Source organism: Paralcaligenes sp. KSB-10, assembly GCF_021266465.1.
Classification (GTDB): Bacteria; Pseudomonadota; Gammaproteobacteria; order Burkholderiales; family Burkholderiaceae_B.
The window spans coordinates 1218502-1240236 of sequence record NZ_CP089848.1; the positions used below are offsets into that span (position 1 = coordinate 1218502).

The following is a 21735-nucleotide window of genomic DNA, read 5'->3' on the forward strand; positions in this document are numbered from 1 at the left end:
ACTGATACACGACTCACTGAAACACGAGACAGTTATGACTACCGAAACCAAATCGGCCTCCAAGCGCAAACCCCTGCTTCTTACCGCAGCACTGATTTTTATTGTCCTGGGCATCTGCTACGCCGTCTGGTGGTTCGTGGTGGCCTCGCACTACGAATCCACCGATGACGCCTATGTGCACGGCAACCTGGTGCAGGTCACTTCACAAATAGCGGGAACAGTCGTGGCGATCGATGCCGACGACACCCAGCACGTCAAAAAAGGCACGGCGCTGATCAAACTCGACCCCACCGATGCCGGAGTCGCCCTCAAGCAGGCTGAAGCGGCGCTGGCCCAGGCCGTACGCCACACGCACACGCTTTTTGTGCAAAACGATGCGCTCAAGGCCGATATTGCCGTGCGGCAGGCCGACATCGAGCGTGCCCGGGTCGATCTGAACAAGGCGCAAAGCGATTTGAAGCGGCGCCAGACACTGGCCAAATCGGGCGGCATAAGCGGCGAAGAAATCCTTCATGCCGAAACCGCCGTCAAGGCGGCGCAGTCAGGGCTGGCACAGGTCCAGGCAGCACTGGCCGCATCCAAGGCCAAGCTTGAAACCAACCAGGCCCTGACGAACAACACAACGATTGCAGCCCACCCCGACGTGCAGCAAGCCGCCGATCAGTTGCGCAAAGCCTGGCTCGCCAGCGCCCGTACCGTTTTACCCGCTCCGGTCGACGGCATGGTCGCACAGCGCTCCGTCCAGGTCGGACAGCGCGTCGGCCCAGGCACTCCCTTGATGACTCTTGTGCCGCTGCAGCAGGTCTGGGTCGAAGCCAACTTCAAGGAAGGCCAGGTCGCCCACATGAAGCCTGGCCAGGACGTGAAACTGACCGCCGATCTCTATGGCAGCGACGTCAGCTATAACGGCAAGATACAGGGCATTGCCGCCGGCACCGGCAGCGCTTTCGCCCTGCTTCCCGCGCAAAATGCCAGCGGCAACTGGATCAAGGTCGTGCAGCGCGTCCCCGTGCGCATCGCCCTCGACCCCAAGCAGCTGGCCGATCACCCCTTGCGCGTAGGCTTGTCGATGGTGGCTGAAGTCCATCTCGTCGACCCTGGCAAACAAGCCGTGGACAAAAACATCAACTCCAAACTTGAAACCAGTGTCTTCGAAGACAACAAGAATGGTGCTGATGCACTCATCGATAAAATCATCAAAGAAAATCTTGGATCATGAGCTCCGAAGAGCCTAAAGCCCCGAAACCGGCCGGCAAACCCAAGCCCGTCGTGCACCTGCCGCTCGAAGGCAAGGCACGCCTGTTCGGTACCATTGCCGTGTCCGCCGCCGTCTTCATGAATGTACTCGACTCGTCGATTGCAAACGTGTCCATTCCAACCATCGCCGGCGACCTCGGCGTGAGCGCCACGCAGGGCACCTGGGTCATCACCTCGTTTGCGGTGGCCAACGCCATTACCGTTCCGCTGACAGGCTGGCTGACTCAGCGCTTCGGCCAGGTGCGCCTGTTCGTCCTGTCGACCCTGCTGTTCGTGCTGGCTTCATGGCTCTGCGGATTGTCGTGGTCACTGGAATCGCTGGTGATTTTCCGTGTGATACAGGGGGCCGTTGCAGGCCCCATGATCCCTTTGTCGCAAGCGCTCATGCTGGGCAGCTATCCCAAAGAAAAGGCGGGCATGGCACTGGCCATGTGGTCGATCACGGTGCTGGTCGGGCCTGTTGCAGGGCCTTTGCTGGGAGGCATGATCTCCGACAATTACAATTGGTCGTGGATCTTCTACATCAACGTGCCCGTGGGATTGATCGCCGGATGGGCCTCGTGGCAAATCTATAAAACCCGCGACTCGGCGCGAATCAAGCTGCCCATCGATGGCACCGGCCTGGCACTGCTTGTCCTGTGGGTGGGCGCGCTGCAGTTGATGCTCGACAAAGGCAAGGAACTGGACTGGTTCGCCAGCTCGGCCATTACGACCATGGCGGTCGTCGCCATCGTGTCATTTGTGTTTTTCGTGATCTGGGAGCTGACTGCCAAGCATCCGGTGATAGATCTTACGCTGTTCAAAGGCCGCAATTTCACCTCCGGCACAGTGACCATCTCGGTAGCATACGGGGTATTTTTCGGCACAGTGGTACTGCTTCCCCTGTGGCTCCAGAGCACCCTGGGCTATTCCGCCACCGATGCCGGGATCGCCTCGGCTCCCGTCGGCATCCTGGCGATCATTTTCTCGCCCATTGTCGGCAAACTGCTGGGCAAGCACGATCCGCGCTACATCGTCACTGTGTCGTTCCTGATCTTCGCCCTGGTCAGCTACATGCGGGCCGACTTCAATACCGAAGTTGATCTGGGCACGGTCATGATACCCACCTTCATCCAGGGTGCGGCCATGGCGATGTTCTTCATTCCCCTGACAACAATCACCCTGTCGGGGCTGGAGCCGCATCGCATTCCCGCCGCAGCCGGCCTGTCCAATTTCGTGCGCCTGGTCTTCGGAGCATTCGGCACCTCGATTACCACCACACTCTGGGAAAATCGCGCTGCCCTGCATCACGCCCAACTGACCGAAATTGCCAGGCCGGGCAAGCCGGCCTTCGATATGGCCATGGCAGGCCTGCACGACAAAGGATTGAATCAGGCGCAGTCGGCATCGCTGATCAACAATCTCATCAACCAGCAGGCGTTTACCATTTCCGCCACCGATATTTTCTACGCCTCGGCAATTATCTTTTTGGCGCTGATCATCCTGGTCTGGTTTGCGCGCCCCAGAAAGATGAACTCCGGCGCGGGAGATGTTGCCGCCGCCGCGCATTGATGATCGAAGGCCGCGTCAGTTTGCAAGCACCTAAAATTCTATGCTATAGTTTCGCTTCTTTAATTCCCCGATAGCTCAGTCGGTAGAGCGACGGACTGTTAATCCGCAGGTCCCTGGTTCGAGCCCAGGTCGGGGAGCCAACAAAATCAAGCCTTTCGAGAAATCGAAAGGCTTTTTTGTTTGGCGCGCATGCATACTTTCCAATGGGCATCCACAAGGGCTGCCCCGGACGCCGCCCGGCGGAGCTAAGGCAGGCCTAAGCCTCTTGCGCCAAACTCTGGATTAATATTCCAATACATCATAAGTGGCGCCACAGGGAGGGTGAATGCGGATACTGCTGGTTGAAGACGATCCGATGATAGGGCAAGCCATACAAGACGCTCTGAAAGACGCTTCCTATGCCACCGACTGGGTGAAGAACGGGCAAACTGCCCTCGATACGCTTGCCTGCCAGCACTACGACCTCGTGCTGCTTGACCTTGGCTTGCCCGGCAAAGACGGCCTGGACGTATTGACTTCCATTCGCGCCAAAGACAATCCTGTGCCCCTGCTCATTGTTACAGCGCGCGACGATCTGGGCGACCGGATTCGTGGGCTGGACAGCGGCGCGGACGACTACATACTGAAACCTTTCGAGATGGCCGAGCTGCTTGCGCGCATGCGGGCCGTACTGCGCCGCAAGGGAGGCACGGCAGGCCCTGTCCTGAGCAATGGAATCGTGTCGCTCGATCCGGCCACACGTGAGGCTCATACGCATGGCCGGATCGAGGCAACACAGCTCTCCAGCAGGGAATTCGCCTTGCTGCAAGCCCTGATGGTGCGGCCTGGGGCTATTCTTTCCCGCAGCAACCTGGAAGAGCGAATATACGGTTGGGGAGACGAGGTGGAAAGCAATGCGGTCGAATTCCTGATCCACACACTGCGCAAAAAGCTGGGAAGCGAAGTCATCAAGAATGTCAGGGGGGTGGGATGGATGGTTTCAAAGGGCGACTGAAGCGCTCGATCCAGCTTCGACTCTCCTTCTGGCTGCTGCTGGCGATTCTGGCGGTAGCCTTGATCGCCGGCGTGTTTTCTTTCGCGGCGGCATTCAATGAAGCCCAGGAACTCCAGGACGACACACTGCGCCAGATTGCGGCGCTGTTCGATCGCCGGCATTTGCCCGACGCCCACTTGGGAGACAGGGGCAGACTTCCCGGCAGCAACGAAGAGTCGCGAGTCATCGTGCAGTATCTGTCGGGAAACGCCGCAAACGGGAACAGCGCCGATGCGAACCCTTCCCCGGCATTGCCCGCCTCCCTGATCGATGGCCTCCAGACCGTCAAGATAAAAGGCGAGCCGCACCGGGTCCTGGTCAAAACCCTGGCTACCGGGGAGCGTATCGCCGTGGCCCAGGAAACCGGCATCCGCGACGAAATCGCCCGGGACAGTGCATTGCGCACACTGATGCCCCTTCTGATTCTGATGCCCCTCCTGCTCTTGGTGGTTGCCGCCCTCGTACGCTCGATGTTCCGGCCTATCGCGGCATTATCCGTCGAAATAGAACAACGCAGCGAGCAGGAGCTGCACCCCCTCGCGCCAGACAAGCTGCCTACGGAAATTCGGCCTTTCGTCGTTGCCATCAATCAATTGCTGCATCGTGTTTCGCAGTCCATGGAGGCCCAGCGCCGCTTCGTGGCCGACGCGGCCCACGAGCTGCGCTCGCCGCTGACCGCACTGTCTCTACAGGCGGAGCGGCTCGCCGACGCCGAGATGCCGGACGCCGCCCGGGAGCGAGTCGCTACCCTGCGCCGGGGCATTGAACGAGGAAGGAACCTGCTCGATCAATTGCTGACCCTGGCCCGAGTGCAATCCGAGCCGGTAAAGCCTGTCGCGGCGGTTCCTGTGGAACGCATTTACCGGCGCGTACTGGAAGACTTGATGCCTCTGGCGACAGCCAAGAACATCGATATCGGCGTTGAAGGTACCGCCGAGGCGGAAATCCTGGCCAACGAAATCGACTTGATCACCATAGTCAGAAATCTGGTGGATAACGCCATTCGCTATACGCCCGACGGCGGACGGATCGATCTGTCCGAGTACGTCAGCGAAGGCAAGGTGGTCTTGCAAGTCCGCGACTCGGGGCCGGGCATTTCTCCCGAAGAACGCAGCCGGATTTTCGACCCTTTTTATCGCATAGCGGGCAATGGAGCCATAGGATCGGGGTTAGGCTTGTCGATTGTCCAGACGATTGCCGGTCGAATCGGAGCGCAAGTGCATATCGGCTACTCAGACGAAGCGGCACAAACAGGCACATGTGTAACGGTAACTATCCAGAGTTTCGCTTAGAATTGCCTAACTGTGGCGCTATCCGGGGTATGGCGCGGTGTGCTGCGCCAGCAACCGCTTTCGCCCTCCACCCCTATTCATTGGATTCCGGATGGAAAACTCCAACCTCTACTTCCGCTCATTCCTGATACTGCTGCTTGCCGTGACCGTGGCATTCGTCTGGGTCTTGCTGCCTTATTACGGCGCCATTTTCTGGGGCGTAATCCTGGCCATCGTCTTCACGCCGCTGCACCGGCGGCTGCTTGCCAGAATGCACAAGCGCCCCAGCCTCGCCGCCCTGACGACCGTGCTTATCATTATCCTGATCGTGATCATTCCAATGATCCTCATTACCGGGGTCCTGCTCAAGGAAGGGGCGATCATCTACAAACAGATCAGTTCCGGAGACCTGAATCTGGGCAATTACTTCGAACAGATCGTCAATGTCCTGCCCGCATCGGTGCACGATACCCTAACCCGCCTCGGCATCAGCGACATCTTCAGCCTGCAGGAAAAACTCTCCGCCGCAGCCTTGCAAGGCAGCAAATTCCTGGCCACACAGGCAGTCAGCGTAGGGCAACACACATTCGAGTTCCTGATCGGCATGGGCGTCATGCTGTACCTGCTGTTCTTCCTGCTGCGCGACGGCGCTCAACTGGCCCGGCAAAGCAAACTGCTGATCCCCCTTAGCGACGATCACCAGCGGCATCTATACCGCAAGTTCGCCACTGTCGTGCGCGCCACCGTCAAGGGCAATATTGTCGTGGCCGCCACGCAAGGTGCGCTGGGCGGCCTTATTTTCTGGTTCCTGGGCATTCAAGGCGCCCTGTTGTGGGGGGTGCTGATGGCTTTCCTCTCGCTGCTGCCCGCGATCGGGGCCGCCCTGGTCTGGGCGCCCGTGGCGATTTACTTCCTGGTTACCGGGGCCATCTGGCAAGGTGTGGTCCTGACGCTTTTCTGCGTGCTGGTCATAGGCCTGGTCGATAATATTCTGCGCCCTCAACTGGTAGGCAAAGACACCAAGATGCCCGACTATGTCATCCTGATCTCAACGCTGGGCGGCATCACTGTATTCGGACTGAATGGCTTTGTGATCGGGCCATTATGCGCAGCACTGTTCATCGCCTGCTGGGATCTCTTTCCCGCGGCCATCGCATTGAACAGGGAAGAATAAGGAATGGAAACGAAGCCTGCAAACTCGGCGCAAATGCCCGACCAGGCATGCGACGCGCATATTCATATCTACGACAAGCGTTTTCCGAAGCGGGCCGCGGGCCTTGAGCCGCCACGATTTTTGGGCGTACCCGAATATAAATTACTGCAGCACAAGCTGGGCCTGAAAAGAGTCGTTGTGGTGGCACCCGGAATCTACGGAACAGACAACCGGGCGACTTTGCACGCCATCGCCGAACTTGGCGAAAAAGACGCTCGCGGCATCGCCGTAGTGCATCCGGATGTGGCCGATTCCGAGCTTGATACCCTGCACGCGGGTGGGATACGCGGCATACGATTCACACTATTCAATCCTGCCACCGCGGTAACTACATTCGATATGATCGAACCGCTTGCCCGCCGGGTGCAGCGTCTGGGCTGGCATCTCCAATTGCATCTGCTTCCCGGCCAAATCGTTGAACACGCCGCCATGCTCAAGCGCCTTCCCGGGACTCTGGTTTTCGATCATATGCTGCGCCTGCATGGAGAAGCTGGGTCCACGCACGAAGCATTGGATGTCGTCGCCGGGCTGGTCGCACGCGGCAACACCTGGATCAAGTTGTCCGGCGCTTATCTGAATTCCGGCAAAGACGGCTATTCGGACACTGTCGCCACTGCGCAGGCTCTTATCCGCTTGTCGCCCCAGCGCATGGTGTGGGGTTCGGACTGGCCGCATCCGACCGAAAAAGGGAATGGGCCCGACGATATCGCATTGCTCAATCTTCTGACGCAATGGGCTCCCGATGAGACTGTACGAAATCGAATCCTGGTCGAAAATCCAGCGGAACTCTACGGGTTCTGAATGCAATGCTCGGCACCAATACTACGCTGAATTAGAGCTTTCTTGGTTCACGTGTTTATGGCACTGGGTGCGTTTCAGTGACTTTCGTGTTGAGCTGTTTTTAGGCTTGATCTGTGGCTTTTGGACTGTGCGTTGTTGTGTTGGCGGCGGTTAATTCTATAAAGACGCCGCAGGGTGGGCGGTGCTGTGCAGTCCGGCACGTCCAGCGGTCGAGGCGCTTGCGCGCCCCGACTGCCCGGGTCTGCCTCGTCCAGGCGGGCGTCGGGCCAACTCGCAGTGCCTCGCCCGCGAGGCACTGCTCAGACAGGGCCCGCCGAAAGCCCCCGCCTTCCCTTCGTCAGCACCCGGCGCTGGACTACCGCCGGACTACACAGCACCGCCCACCCTGCGGCTCGCGTTGAGGAAATGCATAGAGGGATACGTTGGAGCGGCGGGCGCTTAGTACATCGAGTCGTCAATCGAGGTATACGCGGCCACTTGATGGAGATGGGCACGTTCACTATCCTTTAGGTGCAACCCCATGAACTATGGATGCGAGCGGGTTCATTCCACGCATGCCATGACGCGAGCCGTCTATCGGGGCTTGGGGCCAGGACCGGCGTAAGGCGTGCGCCGGATTTAGCGCGGCAAGGCGGGGGAAGTCGTCGGGCGCTGTCTGAGTATCGACCCGCGCCGCGGGGCGATGCGAGTTCGCCCGACGCCCGCCTTGCCGCGCTAAATCCGGATCAAGCACGCCGTGCCGGACCTGGCCCCAAGCCCCGATAGACGGCGTCTTTAAATACCAAACCGCAAATACCAAAGCTATCCAAACATCGAATCCCGTAAACAACCCGAACAAAAAATGCTCTAAACAGCGGAAAACAGAATGACAATATTCACAGCGATGCCAACGCCCCAGACCAGGGACCGCAAGGCGCCATAGCCACCGATATATAAACCCAGATACACGAGCCGCACAATCACCCAGGCCAGCATCAGTTTGCCCAGATAGACCGGATCGACATTGGCATGCAGGGCGAATAACACCGCCGCATAAAAGAACGGCAGCCCTTCGAACAGGTTGATCTGCGCGGCATTGGCCCGCGCTCGCCATCCTTGCTGCCTTTCCAGCCACGGGCGCGGATTGTTGTTGTCATAGCCCTTCCCCCCTCCCTTGGATATCATCGCGGCGACCACCGGCAACAATGCCGCCGCCAACATCAACCACGCAATCATTTTCATACTGTGTCCTATGTGCTTGCTCTGTAAAATAGCGAAAAGTATTCACGACTCAATACTGCAACTGAATTCCGACACTCGCCCCTTCGGCTGGAACCGTAAAACGGGCCTCATCAAAATTGGCCGCACGCATCTTTGGTCTGGGGTTGTTTGAAAAGCCGTAGCCTTTTTTCGGCACGCCAAAAAAATTGGTTTCAAGCTTGCCGCTATTGTTGTCATCGTGGAAGGCGGCAATAGCGTACGTGCCCGGGGCAATGTCCGAAAAAACAGTTTTCGCCGAATGCGATGCGCCATCTATAGGCAGCATCGCCCGCCGTATCGCCTTGGAATCGTCTTTCGGAAAACCCTCGGCACTTGCAAATACGGCAACCGCCACCTTCCCTTGTACATTATGCAGGCCTGAAACTTCGACTGTCAGCTTAGCCGCCAGGACAATGGATGGCCAGCAAAGCGCAAACAGCAGAATCGGCAAACGCACACGAGATGCCGTGCGGCCGAACGACCAAAACACTGAATTCCTGCGCATGAGATTCTCCTTGGTTTCAAACTGGGCGCCGATGCCACCAGCCATGAAAACTGAGCGGGGTGGAATGATTCAGCAACACCCTGGCCACCGGCCCGTCGGCGAGGCGTTCGGCACGAAAAATACCTAAAAAGGAATGCCCGGATTTACCGTCCAGGCCCAAGGAAAGCAGCCAGCCCGGTTCGTCGGCCGCCACGCCATCGGGCACGAATATCGGTTCGCCCAGATGATAATCGCCGCCCAGGTGGACGGCATCGCGCTTGCCGGTGTCCAGGTCCAGCCTGGCCAGGCCGTTATGGAAAGCCGTGCTGTGCGATGCCGTGGAGAAATATCCGTAGCGGCTGCGGTAACAGGCTAGCCGAGGATTGACAATGGGAAACTCATGGTTTTCCTGGCTCAGCACGTCTTCGGTAATCTGTTTTTGCTCGAGATTGATCAAATAGCGCCGTACCGTGCCGGAATAATTCTGCTCGCCCTGCCTTTTTTGCATGATCGCCTTGAACGCGGCATTGGAGCCGAGAAAATGATCGGGCTCGTCGTAGCCTACAAAATCGGCGATGATGGAATCCTTCATTTCAAAGGCATTCACACTGTGCCACATGAAACATGCCGAGGTTTCCAGTACGATTGGGGCCTTGATACCCTCGCGGTCTATCACCAGGAGCAAATTCCCGAGTTCGGGCTTCCACTGCAGACTGTCCGTAAAGCTGGCCCAGCCGCTCAAGAACTTTGCAAGAGAAAGCTTGACCGGATGCAGCAGCACCAGCGCATAGTGTTCCGTGGCAAACCAGTCGTGAATATAAAAGGATCGCGGCGCCGCAATACGCTGATGGCGCAGCAAAGCACCATCCACGGAATGCTCGGCAAGGTGCAGATGCATGCGCGGCCCGTTTTCAATACCCAGCAACAGCCAGGCACCGGTTTTGGGATCGGTTTTGGTATGGGCCTTGTAGTCGATATGCGTACCGGGCGGGCCAAGCTGCTGTTCGCCCAGCGTATCCAGCGTTTGCAGATCCAGGCCATAAGGCAGCCCGACCTCGTCAAAGGCATACAGGCAGCCATGCTTGACCACTGCCGTGACTCCGGCCTGCGACTTGATGCGATTGCCCATGTTTTTCAGGACACCGCCCGGCGCCCTCGTCGTCCAGGTAGGCAGGCTCAGGTGTCCGGCCTGTTCCTCGGCAAGATATTTCTCGGTGCGCACGAAACGATTGCGGTACCTTACCCTGCCGTCTTGAAAGTCGAAAGCCTGGATCATTCCATCGCCGTCCAGCAAATGCTGCTTGCGCACGCCGCCCAGATCGAAACGGCCGGGGCCATTGCGGTAAAGAGTACCTTGCAAGGCCGCCGGCAACTGCCCTTCGACTTGCGCGTAGTAATCGTGCTCCACCGTCATGGAGCTTGCCAGCCCGGACAGCCACGCCGGGCTGGTATCGGTGTTTTCACTGTGCGTCATGAGGTTTCTCCCCGTCATCAAACAGCTACGAAAACGCCTCATATTAAGCCGGATTCCCGCCAAATGCGGATCCAAACGTGTCAACGAATCGAGCACCGTTCGAGAGCGCTTCGGCTGCCGGGCGCAAACATGGCAGTAGCCATAAATCGCCGGCTCCTCTATCATAGCCACGGGAACGGGAATTCACTATCCCTTTATAAAAATCTACAGGAGAAGACTTATGCTACGACCATCACGTCTGGCGGCCGCGTGCGCTGCCGCCTTTGCCGTTGTAACCGGAACCGCCCTGGCCCAGGTGCCGGCAGGCTATCCGGCCGATTATCAGAAGCTCATCGATGGCGCCAACAAGGAAGGCAAGGTAGTCGTGTATTCCACCACCGACACCAAAGCGGCCAACCCCGTCGTGAAAGACTTTGAAAAGCTCTATCCAGGCGTCAAAGTCGAATACAACGACATGAACAGCACCGAAATCTACAACCGCTACATCAGCGAACAGGCAGCGGGCGGCGCCAGCGGCGACATCGTCTGGAGCTCGTCCATGGATTCCGCCCTGAAACTGGCTGTCGACTACGCCCTGGCGTACAAATCCCAGGAAATAGCCAAGGTGCCCTCCTGGTCGGTCTGGAAAGACAAGGCCTACGGCACCACCTATGAACCTGCGGTATTCATCTACAACAAGCGCCTGATCAAAAAAGAAGAAGTTCCCACCACGCACGCCGCGCTGGCCAAACTGGTCAGCAGCCAGGTCGACCGCTTCAAGAACAAAGTCACCACCTACGACATCGAGAAATCCGCGGTGGGATTCATGTTCGCCGTACAAGACAACCTCGATAATCCGAAATACTTCGATTTCGTCCGCGACGTGGGCAAAGCGGGCCTGGTGGTACAGTCGTCCACCGGCACCATGATGGAACGGGTCTCTTCGGGTGAAAACCTGATCGGCTACAACATCCTTGGTTCCTATGCCGAAACACGCGCCAAAAAAGATCCGTCGATCGGCGTAGCCTATCCTACCGACTACACCTTGGTACTGTCGCGCGTTGCCTTTATCAGCAAGAAGGCCAAGCACAAGAACGCCGCCAAGCTATGGCTCGACTACCTGCTGTCCAAGCGCGGCCAGGATGTATTGGCCAACAAGGCAGACCTGGCGTCGGTGCGCGATGACATCGATGGCGACAACGATGTCGACGGCATGACCAAGAAACTGGGCAAATCCCTCAAGCCCATTCCGGTCAACGAATCCCTGCTCGACTATTTGCAACAAGACAAGCGCCTTGCGTTCATCAAGCAATGGCGCACCGCCGCGGGCAAGTAAGCTAACCGGGGGCGGCCCTTGTGGCCGCCCTTTGTGCCTCGAACAAAAGGTGGCATGTGCAGGGGCGCCCACATGGGTACCCCTGCGGGATCGAAAAACACGGGGGCTCCCATGCATTCCTTGCGCACAAAATGGCAATCGCTGCCACGCGGCGTAGTCGTAGTTATTACCGCACTGGCAATTTATGTACCGCTGTCGCTGATTATTTATCAGAGCTTCCTGTCGGCGCCCTTTTTTATGCCGTCCAAGCATGTGGGGCTTGAGGCTTTTCGTTTCATTTTCGCCGATCCCGACTTTCTGAAGGCGCTTACAAGCGGCTTCATTCTGGCGTTCGGGCTTTTCATCATTGCCGTGCCGCTGGGAGGAATGCTGGCCTTCCTCATGATCCGCACCGATCTCTCGGGGCGCCGCTGGATCGAGCCGCTGATACTCGTGCCGGTATTCGTATCGCCCATGGTCCTGGGATTCGGCTACGTGGTGGCCGCCGGCCCTGTCGGCTTCTTCTCGCTGTGGGCAAAAGACCTCTTTGGCTTCGTCCCCTGGAACATCTATTCCCTTGGCACCATTGTCATCATTGCCGGGCTGACTCACGTCCCCTACGCCTACCTCTATATCTCTTCGGCACTGCGCAGCATGGGCTCCGACGTTGAAGAAGCCGCGCGGATTGCCGGCGCCAGGCCCCTGCAAGTCATGATGTCGGTCAGCCTGCCCATGGTGCGCCCCGCCATGCTGTACGCATCGGTGCTGCTGTTCTTCCTGGGCCTGGAAGTATTCGGCCTGATGCTGGTGCTGGGCGACCCCGAAGGCCATCTGGTGATGTCCACCTATCTGTACAAACTCACCAACAAGCTGGGCACCCCTTCCTACCACCTGATGGCGGCGGTTGCCGTAGTTCTTATTGCCTTCACGATTCCGCTGGTGATGCTGCAGCGCCGGCTCATGCGTTCCGCCAACCGCTACGTGACACTCAAGGGCAAGGCTTCGCGCGCGCGGCCCTTGCCCCTGGGGAGATGGCGCTGGCTGGCGGGCGCGGTCGTTGTTTTCTGGTTGCTGCTCGCCGTAGTGGTACCGCTGGCCGGCGTTTTCCTGCGCTCGTTCGTCTCCAACTGGGGAATGGGCGTCTCGCTATTCGACGTACTGTCGGTAGAGGCATTTCGCACCATACTCTCGCAACCCACCCTGATGCGCGCCATTGTCAACTCGATTGCCATAGGCGTGGTGGGCGGTGCCCTGGCTGTGGCCTGCTATACAGCCATCGGCCTGGCCATGCATCGCAAGCCCGATGGCATCACCCGTTTCATGGACTACAGCGTGCTGGTGCCGCGCGCCGTGCCCGGCCTGCTGGCCGGCCTGGCCTTCTTATGGGTCTTCCTGTTCGTGCCCATGCTGCTGGACAACTCGCTGGATGACGGCTGGCTCTCGGTACTGCCCATGGCCCAATGGCTGCGCGACAACGTCATCGAAAGCCTGCGCGGCCTGCGCTCCACCATCTTCAGCGTCTGGCTCGCCTATTCGGTGGTGTGGATGGCCTATGGCCTGCGGCTGATTTCATCCACTCTATTGCAAGTGGCGCCCGAACTCGAAGAAGCCGCCCGCAGCACGGGGGCAACACGCGCGCAAATCACGCGCCATGTCACCATTCCGCTGGCGCGCTACGGCCTGATCGGTTCGTGGCTGCTGATGTTCCTGATTTTCGAGCGCGAATACTCTACCGGCGTATACCTGCTGTCGCCCGGCACCGAAACCATAGGCTCCATGCTGGTTTCCCTATGGGCCTCGGGTGCCATCGACATCGTGGCCGCCTTGTCTTTTATCAATATTGTCCTGGTGGTGGCCGGCCTGGGCGTGGCCTTGCGATTCGGAGTAAAGCTTCATGATTGAACTCACGGTTGAAAACCTGCATCTCGACTACGGCACCAATCCGGTGCTCAAGGGTGTATCCATGGAATTGCGGCGCGGCGAAGTCGTTTCGCTGCTCGGCCCTTCGGGCAGCGGCAAAACAACATTGCTGCGAGCCGTCGCCGGCCTGGAAGCCGCCAAGCAAGGACGCATCACCATCAATGAACGCGTCATGTTCGATAGCGTCGCAGGCACAGAGGTCGCCGCCGAATTCCGTGATCTCGGACTGGTATTCCAGTCCTACGCCCTATGGCCTCATAAAACCGTATTTGAAAACGTGGCTTACCCGCTGAAGCTGCGCAAGGTTGCAGGCGCCGAATTACGCGAACGAGTGCAAACCGTGCTGGACCAACTGGGCCTGGGCCATTTAGGCCAGCGCCATCCGCACGAACTGTCGGGCGGCCAACAACAGCGGGTGGCAATCGGCCGGGCCCTGGTCTATAACCCCCCGGTACTGCTGCTCGACGAGCCGCTATCGAATCTGGATGCCAAACTGCGCGAAGAAGCCCGTGCCTTCCTGCGCGAACTCATCATGCGGCTGGGCCTCTCCGCCTTGATGGTTACTCACGACCAGAGCGAGGCAATGGCGATATCCGACCGCATATTGCTGCTGAACAACGGAAAAATCGAACAGCAAGGCACGCCCCAGGAAATGTACGGCGCCCCCACTACCTTGTTTTGTGCCGAATTCATGGGCAGCAACAACCGCTTGCAGGGCCGCGTCAGCCAGATACAAGATGGCCGAGCCCGCATCGAAGGCCCGGGCTGGTCCTTGTGGGGCAAGGCGGGGCAAGGCCTCGAAAGCGGCAACGATGCCGTGGCAGTAATCCGCGTCGAACAAGTGCAACTGTCCGAAAACGCTGTCGACAACAGCCTGGCAATGCCCTTGCTAACCAATATGTACCTCGGGGATCGATGGGAATATCTGTTCCGGGCAGCGAACGACAATCCGGCCCAGGCCCTGGCTCTGCGGGCCTACGGCGCGGCCAGCCGCACTCCTGGCGACTACCATCTGGTACTGCCTGAAGGTCAGGTTTGGGTGTTCCCTTCCAAAACCTGATCGCCATGCGGGACCATTGCGACGATCAAGCACCTGGAAGCAGGCGCTGGGGTTTGTACAACACACCCCTGCGCCTGTTTCTGTCATGGCGATTTAGGGTAAACCACAAGAGCAAACTAGTTGAGGTCTATAGTTAAATGGCCAGAAGTGGTCAGACCACATGTGAAAACCCAGACGCGGAATGCGCACATCTACCTTTTAGGGGACATTATGGATATTCTAAAAACTGGAAGCCTGTTAACACGCCTTGCCGCGTGTGCTCTGATGAGCGGCTTGATGGCCCTGAGCAGCCCGGCCCTGGCCAACAAAAAAGACGACACCGTGCGCTTTGCCTACGACCAGGCGCCGGAAAGCGTGGACCCCTATTTCAATAATGTGCGCATCGGCGTCATCATCGGCGCCAACGTCTGGGATACGCTGATCTATCGCGACCCGGAAACCAACGAATACAAGGGCCTGCTCGCGAAAAGCTGGAAGCAGGTCGATGACCACACCATCGATTTCGAACTGCGCCAGGGCATCAAGTTCCATAACGGTGAAGACTTCGACGCAGACTCCGTCGTGTATACGCTGAACTTCATTGCCGATCCCAACAACAAGGTAACCACCCAGCAGAACGTCAACTGGATTGCCAAGGCGGAAAAGCTCGGCAAATACAAGGTGCGCCTTACCACCAAAGGGGTCTTCCCGGCGGCCATCGAATACCTGGCGGGTCCGGTCGTCATACACCCTGCCAAATACTACAAGGAAGTCGGCCCCCAGGGCATGAACGCCAAGCCGGTCGGCACTGGGCCTTACATGGTGTCGCAATACACGCCGGGCAAATCCATTACGCTGGTGCGCAATCCGCATTATTTCGCCGATTCGCCCAAGGCCCATGCCAAGATAGGAAAAATTGAAATCCGTTTCATCCCGGACCGCCAGACCCAGATGGCCGAAGCCCTGTCCTCGGGCGTGGATTTCATCATGTATGTGCCTAAAGACCAGGCTGAGCAGGCCGCCCAGGTACCAACGCTGCAAGTCGTCAGCGGTGAAACCATGCGTATTTCGTTCCTGCAAATGAACATGCAGGATGGCGCCCCGGCAGCCAAGGAACTGAAAGACATCCGTGTACGCAAAGCGATCATTCACGCAATCGACCGCGAAACCATCGCCAAGAACATCGTCGGCGCCGGCTCGCGCGTACTCAACACCATGTGCTTCCCGTCGCAGTTCGGCTGCACCGACGAGGGTGCGCCGCGCTACACCTACGATCCGGCATTGTCCAAAAAGCTGCTGGCCGAGGCGGGCTTTCCCAACGGATTCAATATCAGCATCCTCGCCTACCGGGAGCGCAGCCAGGTTGAAGCCATCATCAACTACCTGCAAGCCGTGGGCATCAAGGCCAAGCTGAACTTCCTGCAGTACGCGGCCATGCGCGACATGAATCGCGCCAATAAGTCCGAACTCATCAATCAAACCTGGGGCTCCTTCTCGGTCAACGACGTGTCCGCTTCCACGCCCGTCTTCTATGGCGGTGGCAAAGACGACGTCACACAAGACAAACAGGTCAAGGAATGGCTCGACAAAGGGAATAATTCGGTCGATCCCCAGGTCCGCAAAGACGCCTATAAAAAGGCGCTGACCCGCATCGCCGATCAGGCCTACGGCGTTCCGCTGTGGTCTCTGCCGGTGTATTACGTGGCGAACAAGGACTTGTCGTTCAAGGCTTACCCCGATGAACTGGTTCGCTTCTGGGAAATGAGCTGGAAGTAAATGGCGCACGCCAGGGGCATCCACAAGGGTGCCCCGGCAATGGCATGGCGCTTCCCACCTGTCGGGCATCCACAAGGGCCGCCCCTGCAAACGAAGGAGTTGCGGATTAGTAAAGACCGTCTTGGAAATCAAGGAATCACGATGTAGGGGCGCCCCTTGTGGGCGCCCTGCTTCAAAAGGCAGTACGGAGAACTAGAAACATGTTTGCATACATCCTGAAACGGCTGGCACTGGCAATACTGGTGGGGCTGACCGTATCGATCATCGCCTTCCTGCTGTTGCGCCTGTCGGGCGACCCGGCCCTGGCAATTGCCGGTGAAGGTGCGCGGCAGGCCGATATCGACCTGATACGCCATACCTACGGCTTTGACCGGCCCTTGCCCATACAGTACCTGGATTGGCTGGGCAAAATACTGCACGGCGATTTCGGCAATTCGATCTATTTCAAGACGCCCGCCGGTCCGCTCATATTCGAGAAGCTGCAAACCACACTGATTCTCGGCGTCGCCGCCCTGGCCGTGGCCCTGTCCATTTCAATCCCGCTGGGAGTTCTGGCCGCCATTTACAAAAACAGCTGGATAGACCGGCTTTGCCTGGCCATCGCTGTGGTGGGCCAGGCCCTGCCCAATTTCTTCTTTGCATTGCTCCTGATCATGCTCTTCTCGATATCGCTGCGCATCCTGCCTGTATCGGGCAGCGGTACCTGGCAGCATTTCGTCATGCCCGCCGTCGCACTGGGCTATTACGTTGCACCGGCCTTCATGCGCCTGATCCGCGCCGGCATGATCGAAGTGCTCGAGGCCGACTACATCCGGACCGCCCGCGCCAAAGGGCTGTCGACAGGCAGCGTCATTTTCAAGCACGCGCTGCGCAACGCGGTCGTACCGGTCGTGGCGCTCACTGCCGTACAGCTGGGTTTCCTGCTGGGCGGCTCAGTCGTCGTCGAGACCATCTTCGCTCTGGATGGGCTAGGCTATCTGGCCTACCAGAGCATCACCTACAAGGACTTCCCGGTCATGCAACTGATCGTTCTCCTGCTATCGGTGATTTACGTGGTGCTGACTCTGGCGTCCGATATCGCCAACGCCTGGCTTGATCCACGCATCCGGGTAGCCTGACCATGAGCACAAGCACCTTGCTCGACGTCCCTGTGAGCCTTGCCGCCGCCCCAACCTCCACCAAAGGGTTCTGGCGCCGGGCCTGGCGCAACAAGGCCTTTACCGTTGGCGGCGGCCTGCTGCTGCTGATTTTCCTGATCGCCGTTTTCGCTCCATGGCTGTCGCCGCACGACCCCTATTCACAGGATCTGATTCATCGAACCGTGCCTCCGGTCTGGTACGCCAAAGGAAGTTGGCTGCACCCCCTGGGCACCGACCCCCTCGGCCGCGACTATCTTTCCCGCCTGTTTTACGGCGCACGTATTTCACTGCTGATCGGCGCCAGCGTGGCGCTGATCTCCGGCCTTATCGGCACGACCATAGGCATGCTGGCCGGATACTTCGGCGGCAAGATGGATATGTTCGTCTCGTTCCTGGTTACTACCCGTCTGTCGATGCCGGTGATCCTGGTGGCGCTGGCCACCGTGGCCATAGTCGGCAGCTCCTTGTGGGTCGTCATCATCGTGCTCGGCCTGCTCAAATGGGACCGGTTTGCCGTGGTCATGCGCAGCGCCACGCAGCAAGTGTGCTCACTGGATTACGTGGCAGCCGCCAAATCCGCCGGAGCCTCGACCACGCGCATCCTGCTCACAGAGGTTCTGCCCAACGTAATGCCTCACCTTATCGTTATCGCCACCCTGGAAGCCGCCAGCGCCATACTGCTTGAAGCCGCACTGTCCTTCCTGGGCCTGGGCGTACAGCCTCCCCTGCCGTCCTGGGGGCTGATGATCTCAGAAGCCAAATCCTATATGTTCTTTTCATTCTGGCTTATCGCCTTGCCGGGCAGCGCGCTGGCCCTGCTGATTTTTTCCATCAATCTGGCCGGCGACGGGCTGCACGATCTGCTCTCGCCCGAAGGGAGAGCCTGACGATATGACTGATATTGTCCTGGATGTCCAAAACCTGGAGGTCGATATTCCAACAGCACGCGGCACCCTGCATGCGGTGCGCAACGTGTCGTTCCAGGTCCGGCGCGGCGAAACGCTCTGTATCGTGGGCGAATCGGGCTGCGGCAAATCGATGACCTCGCTGGCCCTCATGAGCCTGTTGCCCAAGACGGCCGAACGCCGCGCGCAAAGCCTTTCCTTCCTGGGTGAAGACCTCGGCAAGGCGGGGAAAAAACGCATCAATGCCCTGCGCGGCAATAAAATGGCCATGATCTTCCAGGAACCCATGACCGCCCTCAACCCGGCCTACACCATAGGCAACCAGTTGATGGAACCCTATCTGCACCACCGCAACAGCAGCGCAACCGAGGCCCGCGAGCGGGCCATCGATCTCCTGGGGAAAGTCGGCATTACCTCGGCGGCCGAACGTCTGGGCCAGTACCCGCACCAATTATCAGGAGGTTTGCGGCAACGCGTCATGATTGCCATGGCGCTCATGTGCAACCCCGAACTGCTGATTGCCGACGAGCCCAGCACGGCGCTGGATGTCACCATACAGGCGCAAATCCTGCGGCTGCTGGCCGACATACAAAAGGACCTGGGTATCGCCATGATACTCATCACCCACGACCTGGGGGTGGTGGCGCGCATCGCGCACCGTGTGGCGGTCATGTACGCGGGCGAAATCGTCGAAGAAGGCACCGCCCGCGAACTATTCGCCAATCCACGCCATCCCTACACGCAGGGCCTGCTCGGCTGCATACCCATCCCGGGCCGTACCGAACCTGGCGGCAGGCTGGGGACCATACCGGGCGTGGTTCCATCCCTCATCGGCCAATTCCACGGCTGCGGTTTTCGCGACCGCTGCCCCCATGCGCAAGACATCTGCGGTGCGACAATCCCCGTGCACGGCTCGCCGCCCGACCACAGCTGGCGCTGCATCCTGAACGGAGCCACGGCATGAGCGCACTACTGCAGGCCCACGGCCTGACGCGTACCTTTCGCGTGGGCGGCAGCATGTTCCAGCCGCGCCGCACCCTGCATGCGGTCAACGGCGTAGACCTCAGCCTCAATCGCGGCGATGTCCTGGCCATTGTGGGCGAATCGGGCTGCGGCAAATCGACCCTGGCCCGCATGCTGCTCGGCCTGCTGCCTTCCAGCACCGGCCGCATTACCCTCGATGGGCAAGACATACTCAGCCTGGATCGCCGCAAGCTGGCGCGACGCGTGCAGCCCGTGTTCCAGGATCCCTATTCGTCGCTCAATCCGCGGCGCAGCATCGCTTCGATCGTGGCTCTGCCGCTCGAAGTCCACCATATAGGAACCGCCGCCGAGCGGCGCGGCAAGGCCATCGAGATGCTCGAACGCGTAGGGCTTCCGGCGCGTTACGCCGACCATACGCCCGGCCAGTTGTCCGGCGGACAGCGCCAGCGTGTCGCCATCGCCCGAGCCTTGGTAATGAGCCCCGAAATCGTGATCTGCGATGAGCCCACCTCGGCCCTGGACGTATCGGTACAAGCCCAGATCCTCAATCTTCTGCTCGACCTGCGCCGCGAGTTCGGACTGACCTACGTATTTATCAGCCACAACCTGGCCGTCGTCGAGCACATTGCCACTCACGTTGCGGTCATGTATCTGGGGCGCGTCGTGGAGCAGGCCGACACGGCCGCTTTGTTCCACAAGCCTCGCCACCCGTATACCCAGGCTTTGCTGGCCTCGGTGCTGACGCCCGAACCCGGCCTGGGCATTCCGGATATCGGCCTGGGCCTGGCCTTTCCAGATCCGCTAAATCCTCCGACCGGCTGCTCCTTTTATCCGCGCTGCCCGCAAAAACTGCTTCAGTGCAGCAGCCAGAGGCCGGACCTTATCTCGTATGAGCAAGGCAAAGTGGCCTGCCATCTATATCCGCCTATTACTTCAGGACAAACATCATGAGCCGCGCTCAAGCCATTGCCAACGCCCAGCAGCATTTCGATTCCGGCAAGTTCCAGGAAACCCTGGCCCGCCGCATCGCCATTCCCACCGAAAGCCAGAATCCCGAACGCCAACCCATACTGGCGAGCTACCTCGAGACCGAGATGCGCCCCGCTTTCGAAGCCATGGGCTTCGCCTGCCAGATCCTGACACATCCCAAGGCCAAGGCGCCGTTCCTGTTTGCCCAGCGGCTCGAAGACCCAAGCCTGCCCACGGTCTTCGGCTACGGGCACGGAGACGTGATACGCGGTCTTGATCCCGAATGGAAGGATGCTCTCTCACCCTGGACGCTCACGGCCTCCGAAGGCCGCTGGTACGGGCGCGGCATCGCCGACAACAAAGGCCAGCACTCAGTCAATATGGAAGCCCTGCGCACCGTTCTCGAAACACGCGGCAAACTGGGTTTCAACGCCAAATACCTGATAGAAATGGGCGAGGAAACCGGTTCCCCCGGCCTGCGCGAGCTGTGCGAAAACAACAAAGACCTGTTCAAGGCCGATTTGCTGCTGGCCTCCGACGGACCGCGCCTTGGCATTGAGCGCCCTACCGTATTCCTGGGCTCACGCGGCAGCATGAATTTCGATCTGACCATCGAGGCACGCAAGGGCGGGCATCATTCCGGCAATTGGGGAGGCCTGATCTCCAACCCCGGCATTCAGCTGGCACACGCCATAGCCAGCATCGTATCGCCCACCGGGCAGATCCGCATCCCCGAATGGGTTCCCGAAAAACTGCCCGCGTCCGTACGCCGTGCGCTGGCCGATTGCGAAGTCGACGGAGGAACCGACGGCCCCGAGATCGAACCCTGGTGGGGCGAGGCCGGATTGTCGCCGGCCGAACGAGTATTCGGCTGGTGCTCTTTCGAGGTTCTGGCCTACAAGACAGGCAACCCGGAAACCCCTGTCAATGCCATTCCTCCACGAGCCTGGGCGCGTTGCCAACTGCGCTTTGTAGTGGGAATCGATCCCGACGATATTCTGCCCGCCCTGCGCCGCCACCTGGACCGGCAAGGCTTTCCCATGGTCAAGGCCGAGCCGAATCGAGAAGGCAAGTTCCAGGCCACGCGCATCGATCCTGAAGATCCATGGGTGCAATGGGCCGTGGCCTCGATCGCCCAAACCAGTAGCAAAAAGCCGGCCGTGCTGCCTAATCTGGGGGGCTCGCTGCCCAACGACATTTTCACGGATATACTGGGCTTGCGCACCGTGTGGGTACCGCACTCCTACCCAGGCTGCTCGCAGCATGCGCCCAATGAACACTTGCCGCCCGCCATATTGCGCGAAGGCCTGAGCATCATGACGGGCCTGTATTGGGACATGGGCGCCGGCAAAACACCGAAACAGGCTTGACGCGACGACTCAAAGG

At 59.1% G+C, this 21735-nt stretch carries 18 protein-coding genes and 1 tRNA gene; 16 read left to right on the forward strand and 3 right to left on the reverse strand.

Going from position 1 to position 21735, the window contains the following annotated elements:
* Positions 1–34 precede the first annotated feature (34 nt).
* The 7 genes from LSG25_RS05620 (at position 35) to LSG25_RS05650 (ending at position 7126) form a co-directional block, all read left to right on the forward strand.
* Positions 35–1219, forward strand: a complete 1185-nt coding sequence (locus LSG25_RS05620) for an EmrA/EmrK family multidrug efflux transporter periplasmic adaptor subunit (RefSeq protein WP_232743718.1) — start codon at positions 35–37, stop codon at positions 1217–1219.
* Positions 1216–2808, forward strand: coding sequence for a DHA2 family efflux MFS transporter permease subunit (locus LSG25_RS05625; RefSeq protein ID WP_255696642.1), 1593 nt, complete (start codon positions 1216–1218; stop codon positions 2806–2808). The genes LSG25_RS05620 and LSG25_RS05625 overlap by 4 nt, the downstream gene beginning before the upstream one ends.
* A gap of 64 nt (positions 2809–2872) precedes the next feature.
* A tRNA-Asn gene (locus LSG25_RS05630) sits at positions 2873–2948 on the forward strand.
* 185 nt (positions 2949–3133) lie between these two features.
* Entirely contained in the window at positions 3134–3802 is a 669-nt protein-coding gene (locus LSG25_RS05635) for a response regulator transcription factor (RefSeq protein WP_232743719.1), read from the forward strand.
* Positions 3778–5133, forward strand: coding sequence for an ATP-binding protein (locus tag LSG25_RS05640; protein WP_232743720.1), 1356 nt, complete (start codon positions 3778–3780; stop codon positions 5131–5133). The genes LSG25_RS05635 and LSG25_RS05640 overlap by 25 nt, the downstream gene beginning before the upstream one ends.
* A gap of 91 nt (positions 5134–5224) precedes the next feature.
* Complete coding sequence (locus LSG25_RS05645; protein WP_232743721.1) at positions 5225–6286, forward strand: AI-2E family transporter; 1062 nt, start codon at positions 5225–5227, stop codon at positions 6284–6286.
* A 3-nt stretch (positions 6287–6289) separates the two neighbouring features.
* Positions 6290–7126, forward strand: coding sequence for an amidohydrolase (locus LSG25_RS05650; RefSeq protein ID WP_232743722.1), 837 nt, complete (start codon positions 6290–6292; stop codon positions 7124–7126).
* Between the two features lie 846 nt (positions 7127–7972).
* Here LSG25_RS05650 and LSG25_RS05655 read toward each other — a convergent pair.
* Genes LSG25_RS05655 through LSG25_RS05665 form a run of 3 tightly spaced genes read right to left on the reverse strand, consistent with a single transcriptional unit; the run spans position 7973 to position 10323 of the window.
* Positions 7973–8347, reverse strand: coding sequence for an MAPEG family protein (locus tag LSG25_RS05655; protein WP_232743723.1), 375 nt, complete (start codon positions 8345–8347; stop codon positions 7973–7975).
* Positions 8348–8396: 49 nt separating this feature from the next.
* Entirely contained in the window at positions 8397–8870 is a 474-nt protein-coding gene (locus LSG25_RS05660) for a DUF2141 domain-containing protein (RefSeq protein ID WP_232743724.1), read from the reverse strand.
* A 16-nt stretch (positions 8871–8886) separates the two neighbouring features.
* Positions 8887–10323 (reverse strand): carotenoid oxygenase family protein, encoded by a 1437-nt coding sequence (locus tag LSG25_RS05665; RefSeq protein WP_232743725.1) that lies wholly within the window; start codon positions 10321–10323, stop codon positions 8887–8889.
* A gap of 220 nt (positions 10324–10543) precedes the next feature.
* Between LSG25_RS05665 and LSG25_RS05670 the strand changes: the two genes are divergently transcribed.
* From LSG25_RS05670 to LSG25_RS05710, 9 genes are all read left to right on the forward strand, one after another.
* Positions 10544–11638 carry an ABC transporter substrate-binding protein gene (locus LSG25_RS05670; RefSeq protein WP_232743726.1) on the forward strand — a complete coding sequence of 365 codons (1095 nt, stop codon included), beginning with the start codon at positions 10544–10546 and terminating at the stop codon, positions 11636–11638.
* A gap of 111 nt (positions 11639–11749) precedes the next feature.
* A complete protein-coding gene (locus tag LSG25_RS05675) occupies positions 11750–13519 on the forward strand; it encodes an iron ABC transporter permease (protein ID WP_232744580.1) in 1770 nt (589 codons plus the stop codon).
* Positions 13512–14597 (forward strand): ABC transporter ATP-binding protein, encoded by a 1086-nt coding sequence (locus LSG25_RS05680; RefSeq protein WP_232743727.1) that lies wholly within the window; start codon positions 13512–13514, stop codon positions 14595–14597. Before LSG25_RS05675 ends, LSG25_RS05680 begins: the two co-directional genes overlap by 8 nt.
* 210 nt (positions 14598–14807) lie before the next feature.
* Positions 14808–16352 (forward strand): ABC transporter substrate-binding protein, encoded by a 1545-nt coding sequence (locus LSG25_RS05685; RefSeq protein ID WP_232743728.1) that lies wholly within the window; start codon positions 14808–14810, stop codon positions 16350–16352.
* Between the two features lie 200 nt (positions 16353–16552).
* A complete protein-coding gene (locus tag LSG25_RS05690; RefSeq protein ID WP_232743729.1) occupies positions 16553–17470 on the forward strand; it encodes an ABC transporter permease in 918 nt (305 codons plus the stop codon).
* A 2-nt stretch (positions 17471–17472) separates the two neighbouring features.
* A complete protein-coding gene (locus LSG25_RS05695; RefSeq protein WP_232743730.1) occupies positions 17473–18378 on the forward strand; it encodes an ABC transporter permease in 906 nt (301 codons plus the stop codon).
* 4 nt (positions 18379–18382) lie between these two features.
* A complete protein-coding gene (locus LSG25_RS05700) occupies positions 18383–19360 on the forward strand; it encodes an ABC transporter ATP-binding protein (protein WP_232743731.1) in 978 nt (325 codons plus the stop codon).
* Positions 19357–20331 (forward strand): ABC transporter ATP-binding protein, encoded by a 975-nt coding sequence (locus LSG25_RS05705; protein ID WP_232743732.1) that lies wholly within the window; start codon positions 19357–19359, stop codon positions 20329–20331. Before LSG25_RS05700 ends, LSG25_RS05705 begins: the two co-directional genes overlap by 4 nt.
* Entirely contained in the window at positions 20328–21719 is a 1392-nt protein-coding gene (locus LSG25_RS05710; protein WP_232743733.1) for a M20 family metallopeptidase, read from the forward strand. The genes LSG25_RS05705 and LSG25_RS05710 overlap by 4 nt, the downstream gene beginning before the upstream one ends.
* Positions 21720–21735: the final 16 nt, after the last annotated feature.

Bases quoted from the DNA above. Each gene is read 5' to 3' on its own strand.
- LSG25_RS05695 (WP_232743730.1), top strand. From the start codon at position 17,473: ATGAGCACAAGCACCTTGCTCGACGTCCCTGTGAGCCTTGCCGCCGCC.
- LSG25_RS05705 (WP_232743732.1), top strand. From the start codon at position 19,357: ATGAGCGCACTACTGCAGGCCCACGGCCTGACGCGTACCTTTCGCGTG.
- LSG25_RS05645 (WP_232743721.1), top strand. From the start codon at position 5,225: ATGGAAAACTCCAACCTCTACTTCCGCTCATTCCTGATACTGCTGCTT.
- LSG25_RS05680 (WP_232743727.1), top strand. From the start codon at position 13,512: ATGATTGAACTCACGGTTGAAAACCTGCATCTCGACTACGGCACCAAT.
- LSG25_RS05710 (WP_232743733.1), top strand. From the start codon at position 20,328: ATGAGCCGCGCTCAAGCCATTGCCAACGCCCAGCAGCATTTCGATTCC.
- LSG25_RS05690 (WP_232743729.1), top strand. From the start codon at position 16,553: ATGTTTGCATACATCCTGAAACGGCTGGCACTGGCAATACTGGTGGGG.
- LSG25_RS05660 (WP_232743724.1), bottom strand. From the start codon at position 8,870: ATGCGCAGGAATTCAGTGTTTTGGTCGTTCGGCCGCACGGCATCTCGT.
- LSG25_RS05700 (WP_232743731.1), top strand. From the start codon at position 18,383: ATGACTGATATTGTCCTGGATGTCCAAAACCTGGAGGTCGATATTCCA.
- LSG25_RS05635 (WP_232743719.1), top strand. From the start codon at position 3,134: ATGCGGATACTGCTGGTTGAAGACGATCCGATGATAGGGCAAGCCATA.
- LSG25_RS05670 (WP_232743726.1), top strand. From the start codon at position 10,544: ATGCTACGACCATCACGTCTGGCGGCCGCGTGCGCTGCCGCCTTTGCC.
- LSG25_RS05640 (WP_232743720.1), top strand. From the start codon at position 3,778: ATGGATGGTTTCAAAGGGCGACTGAAGCGCTCGATCCAGCTTCGACTC.
- LSG25_RS05625 (WP_255696642.1), top strand. From the start codon at position 1,216: ATGAGCTCCGAAGAGCCTAAAGCCCCGAAACCGGCCGGCAAACCCAAG.
- LSG25_RS05650 (WP_232743722.1), top strand. From the start codon at position 6,290: ATGGAAACGAAGCCTGCAAACTCGGCGCAAATGCCCGACCAGGCATGC.
- LSG25_RS05655 (WP_232743723.1), bottom strand. From the start codon at position 8,347: ATGAAAATGATTGCGTGGTTGATGTTGGCGGCGGCATTGTTGCCGGTG.
- LSG25_RS05685 (WP_232743728.1), top strand. From the start codon at position 14,808: ATGGATATTCTAAAAACTGGAAGCCTGTTAACACGCCTTGCCGCGTGT.
- LSG25_RS05620 (WP_232743718.1), top strand. From the start codon at position 35: ATGACTACCGAAACCAAATCGGCCTCCAAGCGCAAACCCCTGCTTCTT.
- LSG25_RS05665 (WP_232743725.1), bottom strand. From the start codon at position 10,323: ATGACGCACAGTGAAAACACCGATACCAGCCCGGCGTGGCTGTCCGGG.
- LSG25_RS05675 (WP_232744580.1), top strand. From the start codon at position 11,750: ATGCATTCCTTGCGCACAAAATGGCAATCGCTGCCACGCGGCGTAGTC.